Source organism: Mycolicibacterium vulneris (genome assembly GCF_002104765.1).
Lineage (GTDB): Bacteria > Actinomycetota > Actinomycetes > Mycobacteriales > Mycobacteriaceae > Mycobacterium > Mycobacterium vulneris.
Genome location: NZ_NCXM01000010.1, coordinates 123,125 through 144,358, shown reverse-complemented (window position 1 = coordinate 144,358; position 21,234 = coordinate 123,125). Strand labels below are relative to the sequence as shown.

The following is a 21,234-nucleotide window of genomic DNA, read 5'->3' as shown; positions in this document are numbered from 1 at the left end:
CTGTGGGGCAGCGGTTACCCTTCAAGCCCGTCAACGACCCAATCAGGGACCGGGTCCACCGCTCGCCGCCGTGCGATTTCCGCGTGGGCGGTTGCAGAGTCGCCAGCGCAGCAATTCGCGTCGCCGAGCGGGGAATGGAGTGCGGTGAGCGAGATCGTTCTCATCGGTGCAGCCGGCGCGGCTGGTCTCCGTTTGGTTCGCGCTCTAAATACCGCGCGAGCCAACTATCGCGTTGTCAGCCACAGCGAAGTGGGGACGACCCGCTTGGTCGAGGCCGGAGCGCCTGCCCCGATCGTCGCGAACCTGGGCCAACCTTCGACCTTGGCTTCGGCCATGGCGAATGCCTCCGTGGTGTATGCAATCCCGCCTGCCTTGCATCCTCGTGAGGACCAATATCTCATCAACGCCATTCACGCAGCCGAAGCCGCGGGCGTGGAGCGGTTTGTTTATCACTCGGTGCTGCACGCCAATACGCCCTTCCTGCGCAACCACCAGCGCAAGGCCAGTGTGGAAGCGGTGCTGCGCGCCAGCTCTCTGAGCTGGACCATCTTGCAGCCGTCGATGTATGCGCAAGTGGCGCTGGCCTTGTTCGGCTCGACGCAGGGCAACACCGTGAGGATTCCGTTCGACATCGACGCCGACATTTCGATCATCGATCTCGATGACTGGGCCGCTGTGGCCTTGCGGACATTGCTCGAGCTTGGCGCACACGATTATGCCAGCTACGAGCTAGCCGGCCCGGCTGTGACGATGCGCCGGGCGGTCGAAGCGCTCGGCCGGGCGTGCGGAAAGGATCTGCAGGCGTGCACAGTTCCGGTCGCCAGCGGCCCGCTGCCACCCCGAGCGGCTGAAGACCCGCGAGCGGCCGCGGACATGATATCCACCTACGCCCATTACGACCGGCACGGATTTCGCGGCAACCCGTTCGTGCTGACCCAACTCCTAGGACGGCCCCCGGCGACAATCGAAGACGTGGTCGCACGAGAATACGGTCCGCCGGTGAATACGCCGTGATTGACCCATCGACCGACGCCGCGGTCAACGGCGCAGGCCCGGAAGTGGGAACGGTGCCTTCGGGCTTGGTACGTGATGCCATCGTCGCTGCGCTGCAACGCTTCTCGTATCGGGTGCTCGGCGGCGACGGGCTGCGCCGGGCGACCGTGGTGATCGTCGTTCACCGTCATGGCGACGAATTCGGTATCTGGGTCATTGAGCGAGCACCGGGATTGCGTCGTGATCCTGGCCAGTACGCGCTGCCGGGCGGGCGATCTGAGCCGGGGGAGGACGTAATTGCCACCGGGCTACGCGAACTCGCCGAAGAGACGGGGATCGTGTTGCAGCGTCAGGATGTGCTGGGGCGACTCGATGATTACGTGACGCGCTCCGGGTATCTCATGAGCACCATCGTGTGCTGGGCGGACGGTCACCCAACGGTTCAACCCAACCCTGACGAGGTCGCTAACGCGTACTTCGTACCGCTGGCCGATCTGCTGGTGACGCCGCGATTTCCACAAGATCCCGAGACCGCGATGCGGTTGATCGAGTTCCCGCTGCTCGGTATCGTCATCCACGCTGCTACCGGAGCGGTGCTCTATCAATTCGCGGAAGTGGTACTGCGTGGGCGCGCCACCCGAGTGGCGGCCATCGTAGAGCCGCGGATCGAGCCGTGACCACCTGGCCGAAGTTGGCGATCCGGCCACTTTGGGCCTGAGTCCGCTCGCGGAAGACCACATGCATGGTGCGCGGTTGCTGGGAACTCACTTCATCCTGACGTCCTGCCGATCATCCTCCATCGCAGCGGCTTTCGCCGATTTTCTGCGCATTGAGTTGTTGGCGCAATCGCGCCGGGACTCAGGTCTGAAGGTTTATTTCATATTAGAAACCTTCTCTATCGGGGCTGCTGTGTGTCGGGTGGCGTCTGCGTCCAGCACTCCGAACTCGGCGTACTACCGCGGCGACGGCCAGCGTTATGAATTGCAGTTCAGGCTTGAAAATACGTTCAGTCGGGCGTTATGCTGAGCCGGCGGAGTGCGGTTGGTGCCCCGAACAGCCCGCCGAGGGCCACGTGACTCCTGATCGAGCATCCACACGCATCGACGGGCGATGGAGAGAGAATGACCCCCCGTTACCTGATCCTGGCCGCGCACCCCGTCCCCGTGCACCCGAAGACTCCGATGCCCTTTCTGCCCGAGGTGTTGTTCACGATTTTTCTGGGGGTGCCAGTCCTGATCGGCTGTTTTTTCGCCATCAAACACCTGCTGAACGGACGCGGGCCGTTACTGACGTACTGTCTGGTCGGCGGCGGGATCGCTTGTCTGTTCGAGCCGATCGTCGACACTCTCGGTCTTTGCTACATCCGGCAGGGGGCAGCCACGACGACGTTTTTCTCAATGGGCAGAGACTTCCCGCTGTTCATCAACTTCGTCTACATCTGGTACGTCGGCGGACTGGCCTACCTTGCCTACCGAATCTTCAGCGTGGGAATCACCCGCCGGATGGTCTTCGCGATCTATCTGATCGACGTCTTCATCAATATCTGGCTCGAAAGTCCGGGAGTCCTCATGGGGGCCTACGAATACTACGGACCGCAGCCATTGAATTTCTGGGGACTTCCACTGTGGTGGGTGTGCGTAAATCCGCTCATGCCACTGACCGCCGGGAGTCTGATCTATCGTTTGCGTCCACACCTGCCGGGTTGGAGATTGGCGCTCGTCATCGCCTTCATACCCATGGCTGACGGGATCGGCAATGGTGCGGCGGCATGGCCGGTGTGGACGGCGCTCAACCGCAACGCGCCACTGTGGATGACCCATGCGGCCTGGCTGGTCACTTTGGGATTGGCCTTGACCTTCGTGTGGGCGCTGTCTTTCGTCGTTGGGCGCGCCGACGACGAGGTGCATGTCAGATCCAAGTTCGGGTTGCTCAAAGCGGCCCTGGGTGGCTCCATTGACGAAGGGAACCTGACGGCAGTAGCCGCTTGGCCGCAGGCCAACTCTCGTGCGTGAAGAGAGCCGCCCAGCGTGGCGTCGGCGCGGTTGGTGTCTTCCGGAATGCGCCGCCGGGGAAGGGCTTTGCCGCAGATGCGTGATGAGTTGAACTCGGGAAACCTGCTACAGCACCACGGTCGTCGCGTCCCGGCCTGACTCACGGCCGCATGCCCTCAGCACCCCCGGCATTATGCGGCCGAAGCCCTTCACGTCGGTAGCCGGCAGCGGCTCGATCTCGAAGCCTGATACCGGCGCCAAGGCGGCCGCTAATGCTGGGCCGACCACGATTTGGTTCGGCGCGCACATTGCGGTGAGCCGACTCGCAAGATTCACTGTGTCACCGAATAGATCCCCGCCGTGGGTGATGACGGGCCCGTATTCGAGTCCAATCCGTATTCCGGGGATACGGCGCCGCTTGACGTTTTCGGCTATCCGGTGCGCGATGGTGGCCGCGACGGCAGGGGAGTCGGCGGCAAAAAAGACTTCGTCACCGATCGACTTCACTATCCGTCCGCCGTAGGCGGTGATGAGGTTGCCTGTTCGCTCCTCGAATTGTGTGACGAGACTGGTGAGTTCGCGATCGGAGAGTTGGCGACTGAGGTGCGTAAAGGAAACCAGGTCTGCAAATCCGACGGCGATGCTGCTGCGTGGACCGCGCCGTTGAAGCACCGGCAGCGCTGCGGTGACCTGTCGTCGCCAGCTGTAGACCAGAAGGCTCTCCATGTCGCTCAGCGCACGGATGAGTTCCTCAGCGCCGACGGCGAATGTGCGTTCAGCCCCATCCACGTCGGGCGCGAGCGGATCGAGCATCGCCTCGACGAATGCGCGCGCTACCCGTGCCGTTGACCCACCCAGTGATCGGGTTATGTGCAGTGCGTGGCTCTCGTCGACGATGCCGTCGGAAATGAGAAGGAGTAGCCGCCGTAGCGCATCGCCGTCGGCAGAGGTGAATTCTGCGCCACCGTCCTCGGGGTTCGCCAACCCGAGCGCGCGCCAGAAACGCCGGGCTCGGTACACCGGAACGTCTGCTGCGGAGGCGATCTCGTGACTGGTGAACTCCCGCTGCGCGCCCAAGATCGCATCCGTCAGGAGCTCGGTGTGGCGTGCACCGCTGGCACCGCGGGGCCCGGTATCCGCTGGTTCTGCTCCTACACCGTCAGACACTGGCCGGCCTACACGTCGCTAGCCGTCAGGCGATCCGCAGCATGGCCGGTGGCTTGTCGGCACGAGCGAGGGACGAATCGAGCGGGTGCCCAATCAATTGGGTCAGTTCCTCGCGCGCTTCCGCCAGGCGGTCTGGCTGAACGCCGGTAACGAAACCTTCGCGATGTAGGAAGTGCACCAAATCATCGGCGCCGATGTTGCCGGCGGCTCCTGGTGCGAAGGGGCAGCCACCAAGACCGCCGAGCGCGGCATCGAACCTTCGGATTCCCAGTTGTAGCCCCTCCCAGACATTGGCGGCCGCCATGCCGTAGGTGTTGTGCAGGTGCAGTCCCAGTGGCACATCGGTGTACTCAGCGCTGACGGCACTGATCGTGCGTCTGATATCGCCGGGTGACGCCGCGCCGATCGTGTCGGCGAGATGCAAGACATCGATGCCGGTACGCATAAGTCGCTCAGCGACCCACAACACCCGTTCGACCGCGGTGTCGCCGTCGAAGGGACAGACAAAAGCGGTTGCGATGGTGGCTTCGAGGTGTACATCGTTGTCGCGCAACAATTCTGCGGCTTCGTCGACGCGGTCGAGTGCATCAGAGGTCGCGACTCCCGCGTTGGCATGGCTGTGCCCGTCGCTGGCCGACACGACGAATCGCACGTTGCGGCATCCGCTGGCGATGGCACGCTGGGCGCCTTTCAGGTTGAACACCAGCGCATGCAGGGCCACCGGAAGGTCGCCGAGCTGGTGGACCACCTCCGCGGAGTCGGCCATGGCCGGTACTTTGGCCGCATTGACGAAGGCACCGACTTCGAGCTGTGTGAAGCCGGCATCGACGAGTCGATGAGCGAAGGCCACCTTCTTGTCGGTGGGAACGATCACGGGCTCGATCTGCAAGCCGTCACGCAACGAGACCTCGGTGACCACCACTGTGTCGTCTGCAGGCATCGCTATATCACTCCTTGTTGGCGCAACTCATTTTCGGCTTCGGTGTCGAAGCCCAGTTCGCGGAGAACTTCGCTGGTGTGCGCTCCCAGTTCCGGTCCTAGCCATCGCGTGGCGCCGGGGCGGTTCTGCAGCGCCGGCACGATGCCTGGGAACACGACCGGCTGCGGGCGATCATGCCCGATATCGACGCAGTGTGTTTCCAGCATCCCCCGGTCAGCGAAGTGCGGGTCGGCAAGGATGTCGCTGGCTTGATATATCGGGCCGGAAGGTACTGCGGCCCTTTCGAGTTCAGCGAGGATCTGGTCGGACGGCAGGGTCGCAGCCCAGCCTGCGATCGCGTCCTCCAATTCCTGATTGTGGGCGACCCGCCCGGCGTTGTCCGAAAGCTCTGGGTTCTCCGCGAGGTCGGGGCGTCCGATGGTGTTCATCAACCGCTTGAAGATGGCGTCGCCGTTACCGCTGATGACCACGTATCTGCCATCGGCACAGGCGAAGGTGTTCGACGGAGAGATGCCGGGTAGGCCGGCTCCCTCTGGCATGCGACGGATACCGAAGGCGTCGTGGTCGGGCACCAGCGACTCCATCAGCGAGTACACGGCTTCATAGAGCGCAACATCGACAACTTCGCCGCTGGGCTCGCGGCCTCGTTGCAGTAAGCCCATCAACGCGCCGATCACCGCGTAGAGGCCGGAGACGGTGTCGGCAAGGCTGATGCCTACCCGCACTGGTGGGCGATCAGGGTAACCGACGACATGGCGCAGGCCGCCGATGGCTTCAGCGACGCCACCGAATCCAGGCCTGTCGCGGTACGGTCCGGTTTGCCCATAGCCCGAGATGCGGACAAGGACGGCTTGGGGATTCTTTTGTTTGATCTCGCTGGGTCCAAGGCCCCATTTCTCGAGCGTGCCCGGCCGGAAATTCTCGAGGATCACATCGGATTTCTCGATCAGCCGCAGCGCGACCTGCTTGCCTTGCGGCGTCCCGACATCCAGGGTGATGCTGCGCTTGTTGCGGCCAAGGGTGCGAAACAGCAGTGACGTCGACCCTGCGTGTAACCGCCATCGACGCAGTTCGTCTCCGACTCCAGGCCGCTCGACTTTGATGACGTCGGCGCCGAAATCGGCGAGGATCCGACCGGCGGTGGGCGCCGCGATGAAATTGCCGAGTTCGAGGACGCGTATCCCGGCGAGCGGACCCGTGAGATTCTCGGTCATCGTTCCTTCTGTGGGGTGTGTGGTCGGGCGACTGCGCAGGTTGGTTCCGGTCAGTCCTGAAGGTCCAGAGCTGCCCGGACGATGCTGTCGGTATCGATGCCGTGGTAGCGGTACACGGCGTCCAGAGACCCGACCTGTCCAAACCTGCTGACTCCCAACGATTTTGTCGTCACCCGGTTGATCGTCGACAAGAATGCCAACGTGTGGGGGTGCCCGTCGAGAACGGTCACCATAGGTGCGGCGCGTTGCGCCGGGAACACCTGGTCGACGATCCACGAGGGCGCATCGGCAAGACCTCGTCGGGCCTGAACGGCTTCGAAAAGCCGACTTGGGCACGTGACGACGATGACCTCGCAGTGCACCCCGAGTTGTTCCAATCGGGTTGCGGCGTCAAGGGCTTCGGTCACGACGGCACCCATTGCCACGATCGTCGCCTGCGGGCTGGAGCAGGCTCGAATGGTGTATGCGCCCGCCAGGACATGCTGGCGGCGACGTTCCCGCGCGGCCGGGTCGGTTGGTAAATCGGCGAGCTCCTGCTTGACCGGACGCGTCGAGAGGCGCAAGTAGGCGGATTCGCCGTCGGGGCGCCCCAATCGAGACAGGGCGTGCAACAACATCCACTCGACCTCGATGGCGAAAGCCGGCTCGTAGCTCTGGCAGCCCGGTTGCTCCAAACCGATCGATGGTGTCTTGATCGACTGGTGTGCGCCACCTTCGGCGGCCAACGTCACACCGGAGGGTGTGCCAACGAGAATAGATTGCCCACCGGCGTAAATGCCGTAGGACCATGGCTCGAGCGCGCGTTCCACGAACGGGTCGTACACGACACCGATTGGCAATAGCGGCTCTCCCCAACGGCTCCAAGTGGCGCCGAGTTCGCCGATGAGTCCGACGAGATTCGTCTCAGCGATGCCGAGCTCCATGTGTTGGCCGGTCGGTCTTTCGCGCCAATGCATGATGGTTTCCGCGTCGTCGGCGAACCAATCGAGCCGCTCGGCCGCCGACCACACACCGACTTTGTTCAACCAGCCGGCCAGATTGGTGCTGGAGCTGACGTCGGGGCTGACGGTGACGACCCGGCGGGCGGCCTCGGGGGCCTCGCGGGTCAGGTCGAGCAGAGTACGCCCCAGCGCCGCCTGGGTGGTGGTGATGGCTAGCGGAGTACGTCCGATCTCTACGGGCAGTGCCGGCGGCGAATTGCGCTTGCCGATCGAGCGGCGTAACCGCTGAGCGGCGGCCTCGCAGATCTGGCCCTCTAGAGTGTCGGATGCAAACCTTGACCATGGGTGAGCAGCATCCTGGCCGGTGGCGGCCGCGAGTTGCCCGAACTGCTCCACGCTCAGTAGCGACGAGTGATTCTGCGGATGTCCCTGAGTGGGAAGGCCGAACCCTTTGATCGTGTAGGCGATGATGATCGTGGGGCGAGTGTCGTCGATCTGTGCGAATGCATTCCGCAAGGCCGTGAGGTCGTGCCCACCGAGGTTGCTGATGGCCGCGACGACGGTCTCGTCGTCGAGGGTGCTGATAAGTTGCGCGATCGCCGCCGAGCCGGCGCCGTCACCCGGCAGTCGGGTGCGCAGCTCGTCAGCCGGACAGCGTAGCAAGCGCTGGTATTCGGGGTTGGCCATCTCGACGATGCGGCTTCTCAGCTCGGCACCGCCCGGGCGGGTGAACAATTCTTCTAGCAGCGCACCGAATTTGACATCGATGACCTGCCAACCAGCGGCGTCGAACATCGTGGCCAGTCTGCCGGCGGCTATGTTGGGAACGACGCGGTCCAGCGATTGACGATTCATGTCGACGATCCAGACGATTTCGCCCAGCTCTTGAACAGAGGGATCCAGAATGGCTTCCCAGACCGCACCCTCGTCCAGTTCGGCGTCTCCGACGAGCGAATACTGGCGGCCAGCGCCGGTGTCGCCGAAGTTCGCATCGACGTAGCGGCGCGCGAAGGCCCCCCAGATTGGTGCGGTGGCGCCGATGCCGACTGATCCCGTCGAATAGTCGACGGGATCAGGATCCTTCGATCGGCTGGGATAGCTTTGCAGCCCACCGAAATCGCGCAGCGTGGTCAGGTACTTCTCATCGAGCCAACCCAACAGGTAGTTGATCGCGTGCAGGACCGGCGACGCGTGCGGCTTGACCGAGACCCGATCACCTTCTCTGAGTTCCTCAAAGTAGAGCGCGGTCATTATCTCGACCATCGACGCGGATGAACTCTGATGCCCGCCGACCTTCAGGCCGCTGGGGTTTGCCCGAACGTGGTTCGCGTGATGGACGATCGCAGTTGCCAGCCACCGCACGTGGCCGGCGATCCGCTGAAGGGGTTCGGTTGTTGATGTCGTGTGGTCATCAACCTGAGCAGTTGTCACGGGCACTCCTGGCGGGCAAGTAGGGCAAGTTCAGGCGGACGTGCGAGGCGATGCGCCCGGCAGCCGACGCCGGGAGTGGATCGGGTGCGGCCGGGGCCAGGTAGGCGCTTGCACGATCTGCGATGCAGGATCCGGGCAGCGTGCGCAGCGCCCCCCGCAGTACGGTTTTCAGGCTCGAACAAGCAGCACCTCTTGTCTGTTGTCACGCGCAATTGGCCGTTGGTGGAGCCGGCCGCGGCCGCGGGGTCACCGTGCGCCTCGGTCCTGACTTATTTGTCGAAAAATAATCATACCCGTAGAACGATCAAATTTGGCGCCCGGTAGCGCGGAGTGCTCACCGGCATCGGCACCGGATCACTCGAGCGACCCGCAGACACCTCCTGGCGGCCCCGTCGATGATCGACGCCCGCATTGGCCTGAATGCATTGCTACGGCAACGTCGAATAGTTTACTATCAGTTCAATGACTGTGACCCAAACCTCACTGAGCCCCACGGGTGCGGCCGCGCCACCTCGGGGCGAGGCCGTTGCAGAATTGACCGTCGAGAGCGTCGAGCATGCCGCTGCCGACGTCGTCAAGCTCACGCTACGAGCCGAAGATGGCGCGACACTGCCGATCTGGACCCCAGGTTCACACATCGACGTGATCATCGACGAGGCAACCGTTCGCCAGTACTCACTGTGCGGAGACCCCGACGACGTTCGCCGATGGCAGATTGCTGTGCGTCGCGTGCCCGACGGCCGAGGGGGGTCCATCCGACTGCACGACCAAGTGACTGAGGGCTCGGTGCTGACTGTCCGCGGCCCGCGAAACGGCTTTCCGCTCGTCGGCGACGCGCGACGGTATGCCTTTCTCGCCGGCGGCATAGGCATCACGCCGCTGCTACCCATGATGGCCGAGCTTGCGCGCCGGGGCGCGCACTGGCAGTTGCACTACGGCGGGCGGACACGCGCAGCGATGCCCTTTCTCGCCGAGCTCTCCAGTTACGGAAATAGAGTCGTGAGCCACCCTGAAGATGAAGAGGGCCTGCTTGACCTCCAAGCTATATGTGCTGACCTAGAGCCGGGGACGGCGGTGTACTGCTGCGGGCCGGAGCCGATGATCGAAGCCACGGAGCAAATTTGCGAGACCCGAGACGACCTGACACTGCACGTCGAACGCTTCGCGCCCAAGCAGAACGCGATACTCGAGCCCGAGTCAGAATTCGAAGTCTATTGCAGTACTTCGGATCTCACCCTTACCGTGCCTCCTGGCAGATCCATTCTCGAAGTCGCCCAAGAGGCCGGGCTCGAGCTGCTTAGCTCGTGCATGGAAGGCACCTGCGGCACCTGCGAGGTAGACGTTCTCGAAGGCCTACCAGACCATCGGGACTCGTTTCTCAGCCCTCAGGAGCGCGCATCGAACGAGTCGATGATGATCTGCGTATCACGCTGCCTCGGAAAAAAATTGACGATCGATATCTGAACACAGCGCCCTTAGTAATCGAGTGAAAGGCCACCTCCGTTGTCCGTGTCCCACGAAGATCTCATCGAGAAACTGCGCAATTTCTCCTCAGACGAGACCACACCTGAACTCGCCTATGAACTGTTTGCCGAAGCCAGAGAAGCCTGCCCTGTCGGCCGCAGTGACAAGCAAGGCGGCTTCCGGCTCCTGGTGAACTACGATGACGTCAAGGCTGTCCAGGGTGACTGGAAGACCTACGCATCGTCACCGAGCGTGACGCGCCCGTTCGCCGAACGACCCGCCTTTCCACCGCTGGAGCAGGATCCACCCGAACACACCTCATGGCGCGAGCTGTTCAGCCGGATATTGAACAACGAGACCGCCGCCCAGATCGAACCTCTTGTCCGGTCCGATGTCGTCGCACTGATCGACCGGCTGCGCGAGAGTGGCACTTTCGATCTCGTCGCGGACTTCGCCGAAGAATTGCCCTTGTTGGCGCTGTGTCACTTTCTCGGATTCGACGCCGAGAAGCGGGATGCCGTCCGCGCAAAGGCACTAGAGATGGTGGGCAGCCTGGGCGACCAAGAGCTTGCGGGCGCCACTTTCATGGCCCTGGCTCAATTGGGTGTCGAAGAGGTCCTCGCGCGACGCGACCAGCCGCGCGATGACTTCCTCACCGAGTTGTCCACCGCCGAGATCGATGGCGAGTTGCTCAGTGTCGAGCAGATCGCCATGACCATGAGTAGTTTCCTCGTGGCCGGTCACGGCACCACCGTGGCGGCTCTGTCAAGTCTGCTGTGCGACGTTCTATCGGCACCCGAAGTGAAAGCTCGGCTCTGTGCTGACCACGACCTTATTCCCGTAGCCATCGAAGAGACACTGCGTCTACACCCCCCCTTCTTCGGGTTATTCCGGCGTGCGGTCAAGCCGGCGACCATCGGTGACGTTGACATTGCCGAGAACGAGTCGGTGCTCTTGTGCTGGGCTGCGGCTAACCGTGATCCGAAGGTCTACGACGATCCCGATGCTTTTTCCCTCGATCGCAAGCAGTCTCGACGTAGCAGGCACCTGACTTTCGGCTTCGGCATCCACGCCTGCCCAGGAGCGCCCATTGCCCGCATGCAGATGAAGGTGGCGCTCGAAGAGCTTCTGACGCGGGCTCCCGAAATCGCCCTGGTCGATCCCGCGTCTGCGGTTTACGAGTTCCGCGGGACCGAAACCGCGGCGATCCCATCGCTTCCCGCGGTGTTCAAGTCGTGACCATGAAGGTGAGGATCGATACCGGACTCTGTGAGGGCCACGGGCAGTGCGTAAGCGCAGCACCGCAGGTCTTCGACATGGCGGACTCCGACGAATACGCACACGTTGTACTGGAAAGCCCCCCCGCGAGCATGCGAGGAGAAGTCGAATTCGCACAAAAGCTGTGCCCAACCAAAGCGGTCATCATCGACGGATAAGCGCGCAACAGGGGGTTTACGGATAAGACTAATAGTTGACGATGGTGTTGACGAGCGGTCCAGTGCCGCCTAGGCTGGACGACAGCGGCACCTGGATCGAGGAAGGTGGAACACGTGGCTGACAGCACGCCCACGGGGCTTCAGCACTTGGCGCGCGGCGTTGACCACGCGGCATTCCCGACGTTCGACCCCGCAGGCACCGTCCGCTTCTACCACGACATCTTGGGTTTTCCGATCGTGCACTCGGTCTGCGCAGTGGGCTGGGGTCCAGCGGACCACCCGGATTTCGTACACTTCTTCTTTGACATCGGCAAAGGCGATCGAATCGCGTTCTTCTATTACTTCGGGGTAGAGCGGTTCAGTCCCGACGGCGACGCGTACGCCACCCACGGGCCGGAGATTCCGGGGTTCTTCCGAGATTCCCGTCACTTGGCGATCCATGTGGATTCGGTTGACGTCCTCGAGGAATACCAACGCCGTCTGCAGTCCAACGACTGGCGTGTCGAAATGCGGGTCAAGCACGAGACGATCGAGTCGATCTACACCCATGACCCCAACGGGTATCTGGTCGAATTCACCTATCCCACGAGGGCGACCACCGTTGCCGACGATGATGATGCCGAGTTGACCGTGCAAGCTTTGCTCGATGTGGTTGCGTCGTCGGAAAAGCCTTCGCTGGCGGCGCTGTGGGCGCGCAAAGCCGAACTTATCCTGGAACACAGCGAGGATGTCTCACCGGCCGCGGAGCTCATTCGGTGATCCGCCTGTATGTGCTCAACGTGCCCGAATTCAAACCCGTCATCGACGAGGGCAGCGCCGTCGCCGACCATGCGCGGGTGATCGGCCACTATGTCGAGATCAGCAGTGAAGGCTCGTTGATCATCGACCGAAAGAAAGCGCGTGCGCGACGCGCAGTCTGGTTCAGCGCGATCGGCGCACTGAGCAACGGCAAGGTGACCCAGTTCGACAGCGACCAGCTGCATATCCAGCCGGAGTGACGACCGGCAACCAATCGATCTGACGAGAGAACAACTTGCACCTCGGCAGGTCTTTGGCCATCAACCGCGATTACATTTCGGAGGAGTGACATGTCGGTGCCTGTGTTGAAAGGCCTTTCCAACTTTCGGGGACCGGTATATACGCCCGGCGACGAAATGTTCGTGCGATCGCGCGCCATTTACAACACCCGGATGGGCGATCAACAGCCATCGGCTATCGCACGTGCTTTGGACGCCGATGACGTCATCGCCGCCGTGCGATTCGCTGCCGAGCAGGGGCGCGGTCTTGCGATCCGGGCCGGCGGGCACGGGGTGGACGGAAGCGCGATGCCCGACGATGCACTGGTTGTCGACCTCAGTGAGTTCAAGCAGATCTCCGTCGAACCCGACTCGCGTCGGGTGCGACTCGGCGCCGGTGTGCTGCTGGGCGAGATGGATGGAGCGCTCGCCGAATATGGTCTAGTGGTGCCCGCCGGGACGGTGAGCACCACCGGGGTCGCTGGGCTCACAATCGGCGGAGGCGTGGGCTACAACATGCGCGCCCGCGGCGCGACTGTAGACAGCCTTCTCGCATGCGAGATCGTCACGACCGACGGGCGCCTAGTACGTGCGAGCGCCGACGAGAACCCAGACTTGTTCTGGGCGGTTCGCGGTGGAGGCGGCAACTTCGGCGTGGTGGTCAACTTCGAGTTCCAGGCCCATCCCATACCGCAGATGGTGTCAGCCGGCATGATCCCGTTCTCGCTGGATCAGGCATCCGAGGTCCTTCAGTCTCTCCGCGAGTATATGCCCACGGCGCCAAGGGAATTGGCGCTGATTGCTGCCCTCACCCAGTGTCCCCCCCTGCCGCCGGTGCCGGTCGAAGCACACGGCACTGACGTTCTCATGTTCGTCGTCGTGTTCACCGGTCCACAAAGCGACTCCGATCGGGTGATGGCACAACTAGCAAGTTTGGGTAGGCCGGCTACCGTTGCTGTGCAACCGGTTCCGTGGCCCGCAGCCAATTCGATGCTCGACGTTATCGCGCCATACGGGCGACGTGTGTACACCAAGGGCGGGTACCTGAGCGAGCTTTCCGACAGTGCGATCGACGCGACCATCAAGCACGCGGGGATCGCCCCTGCTCCCACGGCACCTCCGACGCCCAGCACCGTGCAGAACCTTTGGGCCCTCGGCGGTGCGATCAGCGACGACTTCGAGGAAGATTCCTGCGCTTTCTCCCGAGAGGGCGCCACCTGGTTCTGGGAAGTGGCGACGCAATGGGATGACCCTTCCGACGACGCCACGTTCATGGCGTGGGCTGACGCCCTCGATGCTGAACTGCGGCCTGAGTTCAGGGATAACTGCTACATCAATCTCACAACCGACCTCGGCTCCGCGTGGCGCAAAGGTGCGTGGGGATCACCCGAAAAATATCGCCGCCTAGTCGATGCGAAGATCAAATGGGATCCGCAGAACATGCTGCGATACAACAAGAATATCGATCCGACCCCAACTAGTGCCGTTTGACCGTCCTTTTGATGGCCGTCGCTACAGGTAAGGCCAACCCCCGCATCGACGCGTCGCCGCCTGGTGAACGACGTGGCCAGTCATGGCTACCGGTCAGGGTCGGTGAACCCTACGATTGGCGCTGGCATGGGCTCAATGGGTGATTGCAACACTTCGTAGTCAGGGGTGTTGATGACGGGCCAGCCTCAGCTGTTGTCGGAGCAACGTCGGCATTGGGAGTTGACCGCAGCCGGGTGCCTTCTAAGGATGCCGGGGATGCGGCGGCGTGTTGGCGACGCTTGATAGCAAGCGGTCTCGCCGGTCTGGTGATGTGAATCCGCAATCGTCAGTACCCCACGGGCAGAAACGGCTGCGGTTGTCGGCTGATGAACGCGAACAGATCATGATCGGCACCGCTTAAGGTGAGTCGATCCGCTCGATGGCATCCCCGCTGGGCCGGGCCCCATCGACGATCATGCGCAAGATTGCCCACAACGGTGTCGTGCGAAGGTGTGTAGGCCGTTATCGGGCCCGGTATCGCTTCGGGGCCCGCCGGGCCGGCTGGGACGTTAAGTCGGGGCACTCGGCTACTGCCATCCCCGACAGGAACCATTGTTGCAACCAAACCTTGAAACCGCCTGGCTGAACGCATTCGATGACCGCGCCCGATGCGGCGGCAACCGCCTCAGATGCGCGTTCCCCTCACCGGTGACGCGTCGCGATCGCCCCGGCCGTGCGTCGCCGAGGAAAACCGTCCCGGGATGCTTTGCGATAAGCCCGAACTGGACCGATTCGGCTCTCGTTACGGGGCTAAAGCGTTGCCAGGACGTCGAGCCCGGCCTGAGCGATCGTGACGTCGTTTTCCGCCGATTCACCTCCGGCGGCGATTCCACCGACGATGGCGCCGTCGATGACGATCGGCAATCCGCCAGGCAACGCGACGTATGTTTGCGACGCCGTGGCGAGCTGGGCTGAGATTTCGGCCGGCACATCGCCGGTGGGTAGGCCACTGAACGCGGCAGTGCGTGCTTTTTTCGGCACGACTTCCACGGCGAGCGGGGTGGCTCCGTCCATCAGCACCCAGGCTCGCAACAGACCCGTAGCGTCCACGATTGCCACACCCGACGGCGCCTCGAGCTCGCGCGCCGCGTTGACCGCCGCCTTGAGCATCGCCAGCACCGATCCTTCGGGAAGCAGAGAATTGCTGTTGAACTTCGACACGGGACGGCTCCTTACTTCCTCGAGTTGAATGAGGTCTGTTCGCCCGGCGACAATGCCGTCCGCGACGATGTCTTGGTGGTCTCGGCGAGCTCGGACGGCGACAACGCTGCCCGTTTCCCTGCGGATGCGCTCTGCGACGGCTAACCGATCCATCACATCGGAGCGTGTATCGCCACCGTGCAACGCGATAACGGTGGCGCCGGACCGCAAGTATTCGCGTGCTAGATCTAGATAGTCTTCGCCGTGCGGCCCCCAGGCGTCCCCGGAGTTGACCTCGATCGTCGCCACGCCCGACGCCGCGTCGTGTCCGGACGGCGGCGGCAATCTGCGGTCGTCGAGCTTGATCGCCTCAGTATGCAGCGGGAGATTCAAAACCCAGTCTGTCAAGTTGGAATCGGGTACATCGTTGACAGGAATGTCAGCGAAGTCCGCAATTGCGTTGGCCGCCAACGCCGGATCTGTCTTGGCCAAGCTGTCCAGCGATACCACGCCGGCGCGACTTAGATAGGCCACTGCCACGCGCGATGGCGAGAGGTGCAGCCGCTGGGAAAAGGACTCCCACCAGAGTTGGCTTCGTGCCGCTCGCTCTTGCAGGCGTGCGACACTGGGCCGCCGACTGCGACTGAACCCGGCTAGGGCATCAGAGACGGGCTGGCCCTCGACGGTGTCCAGGTAGTCGACAAGTGCGATGGCACTTTCGAGGGCAACCTTGGTGCCCGAGCCCAGCGACGGGTGCACGGTCGCCACCGCGTCACCCAACAGCACGACGTTGCGGTAGGACCAACGGTCACATGCCAACGTGGTGAAGTGTGTCCAGCGTGAGCGGTTACCGAAGAAGTGGCCGCCCTTGAGCAACGCGCCGAAGGCCTCGGAGAGATACTTCAAAGCCTCCTCATCGGAGGAGGATTCCGATTCCCACGTGCGGTTGACGAACCCGGCGCGCTCTAGGGTGTCAACGCTGGCTTCGACGACGAACGTCGAAAGACCGGGGGCATAGGGGTAGGCATGCGCCACAAAAGTCCCAGCCGACGTCTGCACCGGATGAAAGACCGTGCCGTCCAACTCGATGTCAGCGGCGCACCAGATGAAGGCGCCGCGGCCGTTGGACTGGTGGACGCCCAGCTGCGGCGCGAATCGTGCGCGGGTTGAGCTCGATAGCCCGTCGGCTCCGACGACGATATCGGCTTCTTCCGTCAAATCGTCGACATGTACGCTCTTGCCGATATTGACGTCGGCGCCGGCCTCTGCGGCACTTTCGAGCAGTATCCGCAGCAGTTCCGAGCGCCTGATGGCACCGCTATGGAACTGCCCGAATTGCGTTGTGCCCTGGGGAAGGCGGAAGCTGGCGGAAGAGAAGGGGAAGGTAGCCGCCATCAAGCGATCAAAGACCACCGGATCGGCTACTTGCACCGCGTGCAACAGAGCTCTGGTCAGACCGACGCCAAATCCGAAAGTATCATCGGGCGGCAGCGTTTCGAAAACCGCAATCGTCCAGTCGGGGTGACGCAAGGCTGCCAATCTGGCGGTTAATGCGCCGGCGGGCCCACCGCCGATGATCTTTACGAGCATGGTGTCTCTATGCCTCCGTCAGAAGATTTGTGCAGGTGATGGGAAGAGGCTTCCGATCAAGCGAAGACGATCAGTCACCGGCGCCGATCACGTTGCGCAACGTGTCGACCCCATCGATCCGAACATCAACGTGATCGCCGGCCTGCAGGAATGCGCCGTCAACTCCGCCTTCGATCGCGGTGCCGGCGGGGGTGCCGGACAGAATCATGTCGCCAGCGCTCAGTGGAACGAATTCGCTGATGTAGCTGGCGATTCGGCCGAACGAATGGGCCATCTGGGCGGTGCTGCCCGACTGTCGTAACTCGTCGTTGACATGACAGGTGATCGAAAGATTGTCGACGGGCGGGTAGTTGACGACCATCCAGGGCCCGCAGCTATTCCCGGTGCGGAAGTTTTTAGTCAACGACCAGGTCAAGGGTCCATGGTCAGTTTGTGAAGCGCCGAGGGCTGTGTCGCGGATACTGAAGTCGTTCCATGCTGTATATCCCCAGAAACGAGCGGATAGCTCGTCGTGCGCATCGCTGCCGAGCACCACGGCCACTTCAGCTTCGTAGTCCAGGAATTTGGTTCCTGACGGAGGTACGATTGTGCGGTTCGGTCCGACCACCGTGCCAGGAATCACGTAGAACCCCCAGGGCGGCGCATCGTGGGCAGCTGAATTCGTCACGGATTCCGGCAGATTCAGCACTCCGGACATCTTCGAGGCGTGGGCCGGAAAGTTACCGCCCATCGCAAAGATCCGAGAGCCCGGATCGGGCAACGGGGGTTCGAGCTCCAACTCATCCAGGGGTGTCAGCGGGAGATCATGAGTTCTGCTGTCCCAACACCCAAAAGCATGCTCGGCAAGCAACCGAAGCGTCTCGCGCGCCTCGGTCCACCGCTCGATCATCGGCAGCCAGCTCTGCCGCTTGTCATCAAACAAAGCCTGAACCTCGTCGGCGATGTGGGGCTTCGCAGCGCGCAGCGTCTCGCCGGCTGCAGAGATGTCGAGTACCTCGAGGCGCCCATTGGCCTCGAGTATCAGGCCGGTGGCGCCACCATGTGCGCGGACGAGCCTCATCCTCGCTCGCCTCGATCGTCGGCGAGCCGTCGGGAGGGGGTCATTGTTCGCCGTCACACAGAGCGCGGAACAGCGCAGCCGGCTCAGCGTTGCCGCGGCCTGCATCGCTGAGCCGGTGATAGCGATCGGCGACGATCTGCGACAAGTCAGTGGGAGCACCGATTTCTCGGGCGAACGCAATGACCTCGTCGACATCCTTCAAGGTCATGTCGACGGTGACAAGTGTTGCGTCGAAGTTACCGGCGGCGATCATCGGGGCGCGAATCTGAAACTGCCCCGAGGTGGCGCCGGGGCTCGCTGAGATGAGTTCGGCGACCTGGCTGAGATCGAGGCCGGCACGTTGGGCATACACCATCGCCTCGACGGCGGCCGTGACATGGATGGTCGCCAAGAACTGGGCGACGAACTTGATCTTCGAACCGTTGAATTCGGTCCCGACATAGGTGACTTTAGGGCACATGGCCTGCAGTACCGCTTCGTAAGTGAGGTACGCGTCCCGGTCGCCGCTGGCATAGATCATCGCGATCTTCATAGCCACCATCGGTGGCGTACCGCTCACTGGTGCATCGATAAATTGAGAATGCCTGTCGATCAATAGCTTTCGTGTGCCTTGCTTGACATCCAAGGGCAGGGTGCTGCACTCGATGACGGTTGGGACCGCGCTGGCGCGAAGAATTCCGTCTGGGCCGTCGATGACGTCCTGAAACGCCGCTGCGGACGGCATGCAGGTCACGATGACGTCGGCGGCTTCGGCCACGTCGCGGGGCGAGCCGTCCCCTGCAACAGCGCCGCCGGCGGCAATCAATTCCTCGGATCGGCCGCGCTTGGTGGAGATGACACGAAACCCGTTGTCAAGCAACCCCTTTGCCAAGGGTAAGCCCAGCCGACCCACGCCGATGAAACCCACGGTGAGCGCACTCATGTGAAACTCCTCTGATCAAGACCACGACGAAGACCCGCCGCTCCGGTATCAGCTGTCGGTGACTGCAAAGGTCTCGTTGAGATCCGCTCCCAGCAACGCATCGGGTGGGGGCGGTCCCATCAGCTCGGCCGGGGGTGCGCCGGTGTTCCATTCATCGACGGCGTGCGAATCGGCGACAGTCCAGGTGCGCGGCACGTAGGTCGGGTCGTGGAGGATGATCTCCTCTTCCACCGAGTATTCGAACCAGTAGCCCTCGGCGTCGCGGAAGTAGAGAGCGATGTTGTGTCCTGGACCGTGCCGCAACGGGCCCCATTCGATGCGTACGTCGTTGGCTTGCAGAGCTTCTGCGGTGGCGTAAAAGGAATCGACATTCTTCATGCTGAACTGCAAATGGTGCAGCGCAGTGTCCGGTGTCCTCACCAAGACCACATCGTGATAAAGGTAGCGGCCAGGGGACCGCATGAAACCCATCACCTGTACTCCGCCAGGGCCCATGATGCGGCTGGAGTACAGCTGACCGAGCGTGTCGAGCATGAAGGCTTCCTCGGCCTCGAAATCGGCGGCTCCAAGTCCGAGATGATCGGCGACAACTGGTTCGGGGCCGCCGGTCTCAGGTGCCTCGATGAGATGGGCAACCGGAATTGCAGTGCTCACGCCTGTCGTCAACTCGAGACAGTGACCGGCCGGCGTCAAAACCCTGACCGCGGGCGCTCCCTCCCACCCGGCCGATTCAAGTTTGGATACCTTGGCGCCCGCTGCCTCCAAGCGGCTGACCGCGGCGTCGAGTGTCTTGGCATCGTGCACCAGATAACTCACGTGGTGTAGCCCGTGATCGTCGCCGGGTTTGTAGACCAGGGAGTATCGATCGACACCGTGCGCACTGAGATAGTGAGTACCGTCGGGATCGGCGTGGACGAGCGAGAATCCCATCCTTTCAGCCGCGAATGCCGCGGCCGTTTCCGGGTTTTTAGCGTTCAGTGCGATGTAGTTGACACGCTCGATGCCGATCGGTGACAACGCTGCCTCCTGATGTCGGGTTGATGTCGCAACGCGGCTGATTTATTCGGTGTTGCCACCAGCCGGCAGGTCTCAGCTTACGGTGACGCCGACTATTTGACAATAGCGTTGGGTGCCCTTAACGTGACTGGCATTACAGCGATTCTCGCGCACAAGACCATCGCCTGGGAGGAATTCTGTGTCCGCAATGACCACCACTGACGAGGCCCTGGAACCGGATACAGAGGAGCAGCTGATCGCCAAGGCGGCGCAGTTGTCCACGCTGCTCGCCGAGCACGCCGACGAAGCGTCGCAACTGACCCGGCCAGCTGACACGGTCATCGAGGCGCTTCGTGACGCCGGCATGTTCAAGCTGACGACGCCTCGATCACGCGGTGGCTACCAGGTGTCGCTGCAGACCTTCATCAGGATCGGCGAAGAGTTGGCGCGTGGGTGTGCATCAACGTCGTGGGTCACCAGCATCTACAACGGCGGCATCTATATGAGCTGCACCTTCCCCGACCGGGCGCTAGACGAGGTGTTCGCCGATGGTGCGCCTTTGATGTGTTCGAACTTCACACCCTCAGGGCAGGCCATTCCCACCGATGGCGGCTATCGCATCACGGCCTCGTGGCGGTTCTGCAGCGGCCAGCATCACGCTGACTGGGGCCTGATGGCCTCGATGATCGTTCGCGATGGTCAAGATCCCGAGCCCGCCACTTTCATCATCCGACGCTCCGACATGGTGGCCGCTGACGACTGGCACGTCAGTGGTCTGCGCGGATCGGGATCCAACACGCTCTCGGTTGAGGATTTGTTCGTTCCTGAGCACATGGTGCAGCCGATCGCGGTTGCCGCCATGGCGGACACCCGTTCTGAATCACTTGCCTCCGATAGCTACTTCAAGGTGCCTCATATCCCTTTCTTTACTGCCGGAGCCACCGGTGCCCCACTCGGAATGGCGAGGGCGGCAATGGATTTGTTTGCATCAAGAATTCACAAGCGTGGTATCACGTACACGACTTACGCCAAGCAGTCCGACGCGGTGGTCACGCATCTGCAGATGGATGAAGCGATCATGAAGATCGACGAGGCGCGTTTCCATGCCGAGCGGGCCGTCGAGACCGCCTTGAAGGTCTCTGAGAACCTCGCCGATGTGGCGAGCCGGGTGAGAATCCGGTCGGATGCAGCCTGGTGCTTTCGCCGCAGCCGTGAAGCGATCGAGGTCATCCGCCAAGCCGCCGGCGCGAGCGCTCTGACTCTGTCGAATCCGATGGGCCGCATCGTGGATGACATCGAAGCGCTTACGGTGCACTCGTTCCTCGTCTTCAGCACAAATGCCGAACTGCACGGCCGGGTCCGCTGCGGACTGGCTCCGGACGTGCCGTTCTTCTGATCTGTCG

At 62.5% G+C, this 21,234-nt stretch carries 18 protein-coding genes and 1 pseudogene; 11 read left to right on the top strand and 8 right to left on the bottom strand.

Going from position 1 to position 21,234, the window contains the following annotated elements; all coding sequences use genetic code 11:
• The first annotated feature begins 144 nt into the window (after positions 1-144).
• The 3 genes from B8W69_RS11850 to B8W69_RS11840 all read left to right on the top strand — a co-directional run bounded on the left by B8W69_RS11850 (position 145) and on the right by B8W69_RS11840 (position 3,005).
• Entirely contained in the window at positions 145-1,014 is an 870-nt protein-coding gene (locus tag B8W69_RS11850; RefSeq protein WP_085290002.1) for an SDR family oxidoreductase, read from the top strand.
• On the top strand, positions 1,011-1,670 hold the full coding sequence (locus B8W69_RS11845) for an NUDIX hydrolase (RefSeq protein WP_085290001.1): 660 nt from the start codon (positions 1,011-1,013) through the stop codon (positions 1,668-1,670). The genes B8W69_RS11850 and B8W69_RS11845 overlap by 4 nt, the downstream gene beginning before the upstream one ends.
• A gap of 444 nt (positions 1,671-2,114) precedes the next feature.
• The gene (locus B8W69_RS11840) at positions 2,115-3,005 is read left to right on the top strand and encodes a hypothetical protein (RefSeq protein WP_085290000.1); all 891 of its coding nucleotides are present in this window, start codon (positions 2,115-2,117) and stop codon (positions 3,003-3,005) included.
• A gap of 105 nt (positions 3,006-3,110) precedes the next feature.
• Here the strand turns inward: B8W69_RS11840 and B8W69_RS11835 are convergent, their stop codons facing one another.
• The 4 genes from B8W69_RS11835 to B8W69_RS11820 are packed head-to-tail and all read right to left on the bottom strand — an operon-like array spanning position 3,111 to position 8,509.
• Entirely contained in the window at positions 3,111-4,151 is a 1,041-nt protein-coding gene (locus B8W69_RS11835) for an adenylate/guanylate cyclase domain-containing protein (protein WP_085289999.1), read from the bottom strand.
• A gap of 25 nt (positions 4,152-4,176) precedes the next feature.
• Positions 4,177-5,073, bottom strand: a complete 897-nt coding sequence (locus B8W69_RS11830) for a hydroxymethylglutaryl-CoA lyase (protein WP_245843220.1) — start codon at positions 5,071-5,073, stop codon at positions 4,177-4,179.
• 20 nt (positions 5,074-5,093) lie between these two features.
• On the bottom strand, positions 5,094-6,305 hold the full coding sequence (locus B8W69_RS11825; RefSeq protein ID WP_085289997.1) for a CaiB/BaiF CoA transferase family protein: 1,212 nt from the start codon (positions 6,303-6,305) through the stop codon (positions 5,094-5,096).
• A gap of 50 nt (positions 6,306-6,355) precedes the next feature.
• Positions 6,356-8,509 (bottom strand): thiamine pyrophosphate-binding protein, encoded by a 2,154-nt coding sequence (locus B8W69_RS11820; RefSeq protein ID WP_110881906.1) that lies wholly within the window; start codon positions 8,507-8,509, stop codon positions 6,356-6,358.
• A gap of 702 nt (positions 8,510-9,211) precedes the next feature.
• On the opposite strand from B8W69_RS11820, the gene B8W69_RS11815 reads away from it, so the two are divergent.
• From B8W69_RS11815 to B8W69_RS32225, 7 genes and pseudogenes are all read left to right on the top strand, one after another.
• Positions 9,212-10,141: a PDR/VanB family oxidoreductase gene (locus B8W69_RS11815; RefSeq protein WP_085290056.1), complete on the top strand. Its 930-nt coding sequence runs from the start codon at positions 9,212-9,214 to the stop codon at positions 10,139-10,141.
• 45 nt (positions 10,142-10,186) lie between these two features.
• Positions 10,187-11,380, top strand: coding sequence for a cytochrome P450 (locus tag B8W69_RS11810; protein WP_245843218.1), 1,194 nt, complete (start codon positions 10,187-10,189; stop codon positions 11,378-11,380).
• Between the two features lie 2 nt (positions 11,381-11,382).
• A complete protein-coding gene (locus B8W69_RS11805) occupies positions 11,383-11,577 on the top strand; it encodes a ferredoxin (protein ID WP_085289994.1) in 195 nt (64 codons plus the stop codon).
• A gap of 105 nt (positions 11,578-11,682) precedes the next feature.
• Positions 11,683-12,336 (top strand): VOC family protein, encoded by a 654-nt coding sequence (locus B8W69_RS11800; RefSeq protein ID WP_085289993.1) that lies wholly within the window; start codon positions 11,683-11,685, stop codon positions 12,334-12,336.
• Positions 12,333-12,575, top strand: coding sequence for a hypothetical protein (locus tag B8W69_RS11795; protein WP_014711184.1), 243 nt, complete (start codon positions 12,333-12,335; stop codon positions 12,573-12,575). The genes B8W69_RS11800 and B8W69_RS11795 overlap by 4 nt, the downstream gene beginning before the upstream one ends.
• Positions 12,576-12,665: 90 nt before the next feature.
• Complete coding sequence (locus tag B8W69_RS11790) at positions 12,666-14,084, top strand: FAD-binding oxidoreductase (RefSeq protein ID WP_085289992.1); 1,419 nt, start codon at positions 12,666-12,668, stop codon at positions 14,082-14,084.
• Between the two features lie 171 nt (positions 14,085-14,255).
• Positions 14,256-14,652 (top strand): annotated as a pseudogene (locus B8W69_RS32225) (helix-turn-helix domain-containing protein); the annotation flags it as partial.
• Positions 14,653-14,873: 221 nt separating this feature from the next.
• Here B8W69_RS32225 and B8W69_RS11780 read toward each other — a convergent pair.
• The 4 genes from B8W69_RS11780 to B8W69_RS11765 all read right to left on the bottom strand — a co-directional run bounded on the left by B8W69_RS11780 (position 14,874) and on the right by B8W69_RS11765 (position 19,852).
• On the bottom strand, positions 14,874-16,853 hold the full coding sequence (locus tag B8W69_RS11780) for a heme-binding protein (RefSeq protein WP_085289991.1): 1,980 nt from the start codon (positions 16,851-16,853) through the stop codon (positions 14,874-14,876).
• A gap of 70 nt (positions 16,854-16,923) precedes the next feature.
• Positions 16,924-17,913 carry a fumarylacetoacetate hydrolase family protein gene (locus B8W69_RS11775; protein ID WP_085289990.1) on the bottom strand — a complete coding sequence of 330 codons (990 nt, stop codon included), beginning with the start codon at positions 17,911-17,913 and terminating at the stop codon, positions 16,924-16,926.
• Between the two features lie 40 nt (positions 17,914-17,953).
• Entirely contained in the window at positions 17,954-18,835 is an 882-nt protein-coding gene (locus B8W69_RS11770; RefSeq protein WP_085289989.1) for an NAD(P)-dependent oxidoreductase, read from the bottom strand.
• Between the two features lie 48 nt (positions 18,836-18,883).
• Positions 18,884-19,852 carry a VOC family protein gene (locus B8W69_RS11765; RefSeq protein WP_085289988.1) on the bottom strand — a complete coding sequence of 323 codons (969 nt, stop codon included), beginning with the start codon at positions 19,850-19,852 and terminating at the stop codon, positions 18,884-18,886.
• Positions 19,853-20,039: 187 nt separating this feature from the next.
• On the opposite strand from B8W69_RS11765, the gene B8W69_RS11760 reads away from it, so the two are divergent.
• Positions 20,040-21,227, top strand: a complete 1,188-nt coding sequence (locus B8W69_RS11760; protein ID WP_085289987.1) for an acyl-CoA dehydrogenase family protein — start codon at positions 20,040-20,042, stop codon at positions 21,225-21,227.
• Positions 21,228-21,234: the final 7 nt, after the last annotated feature.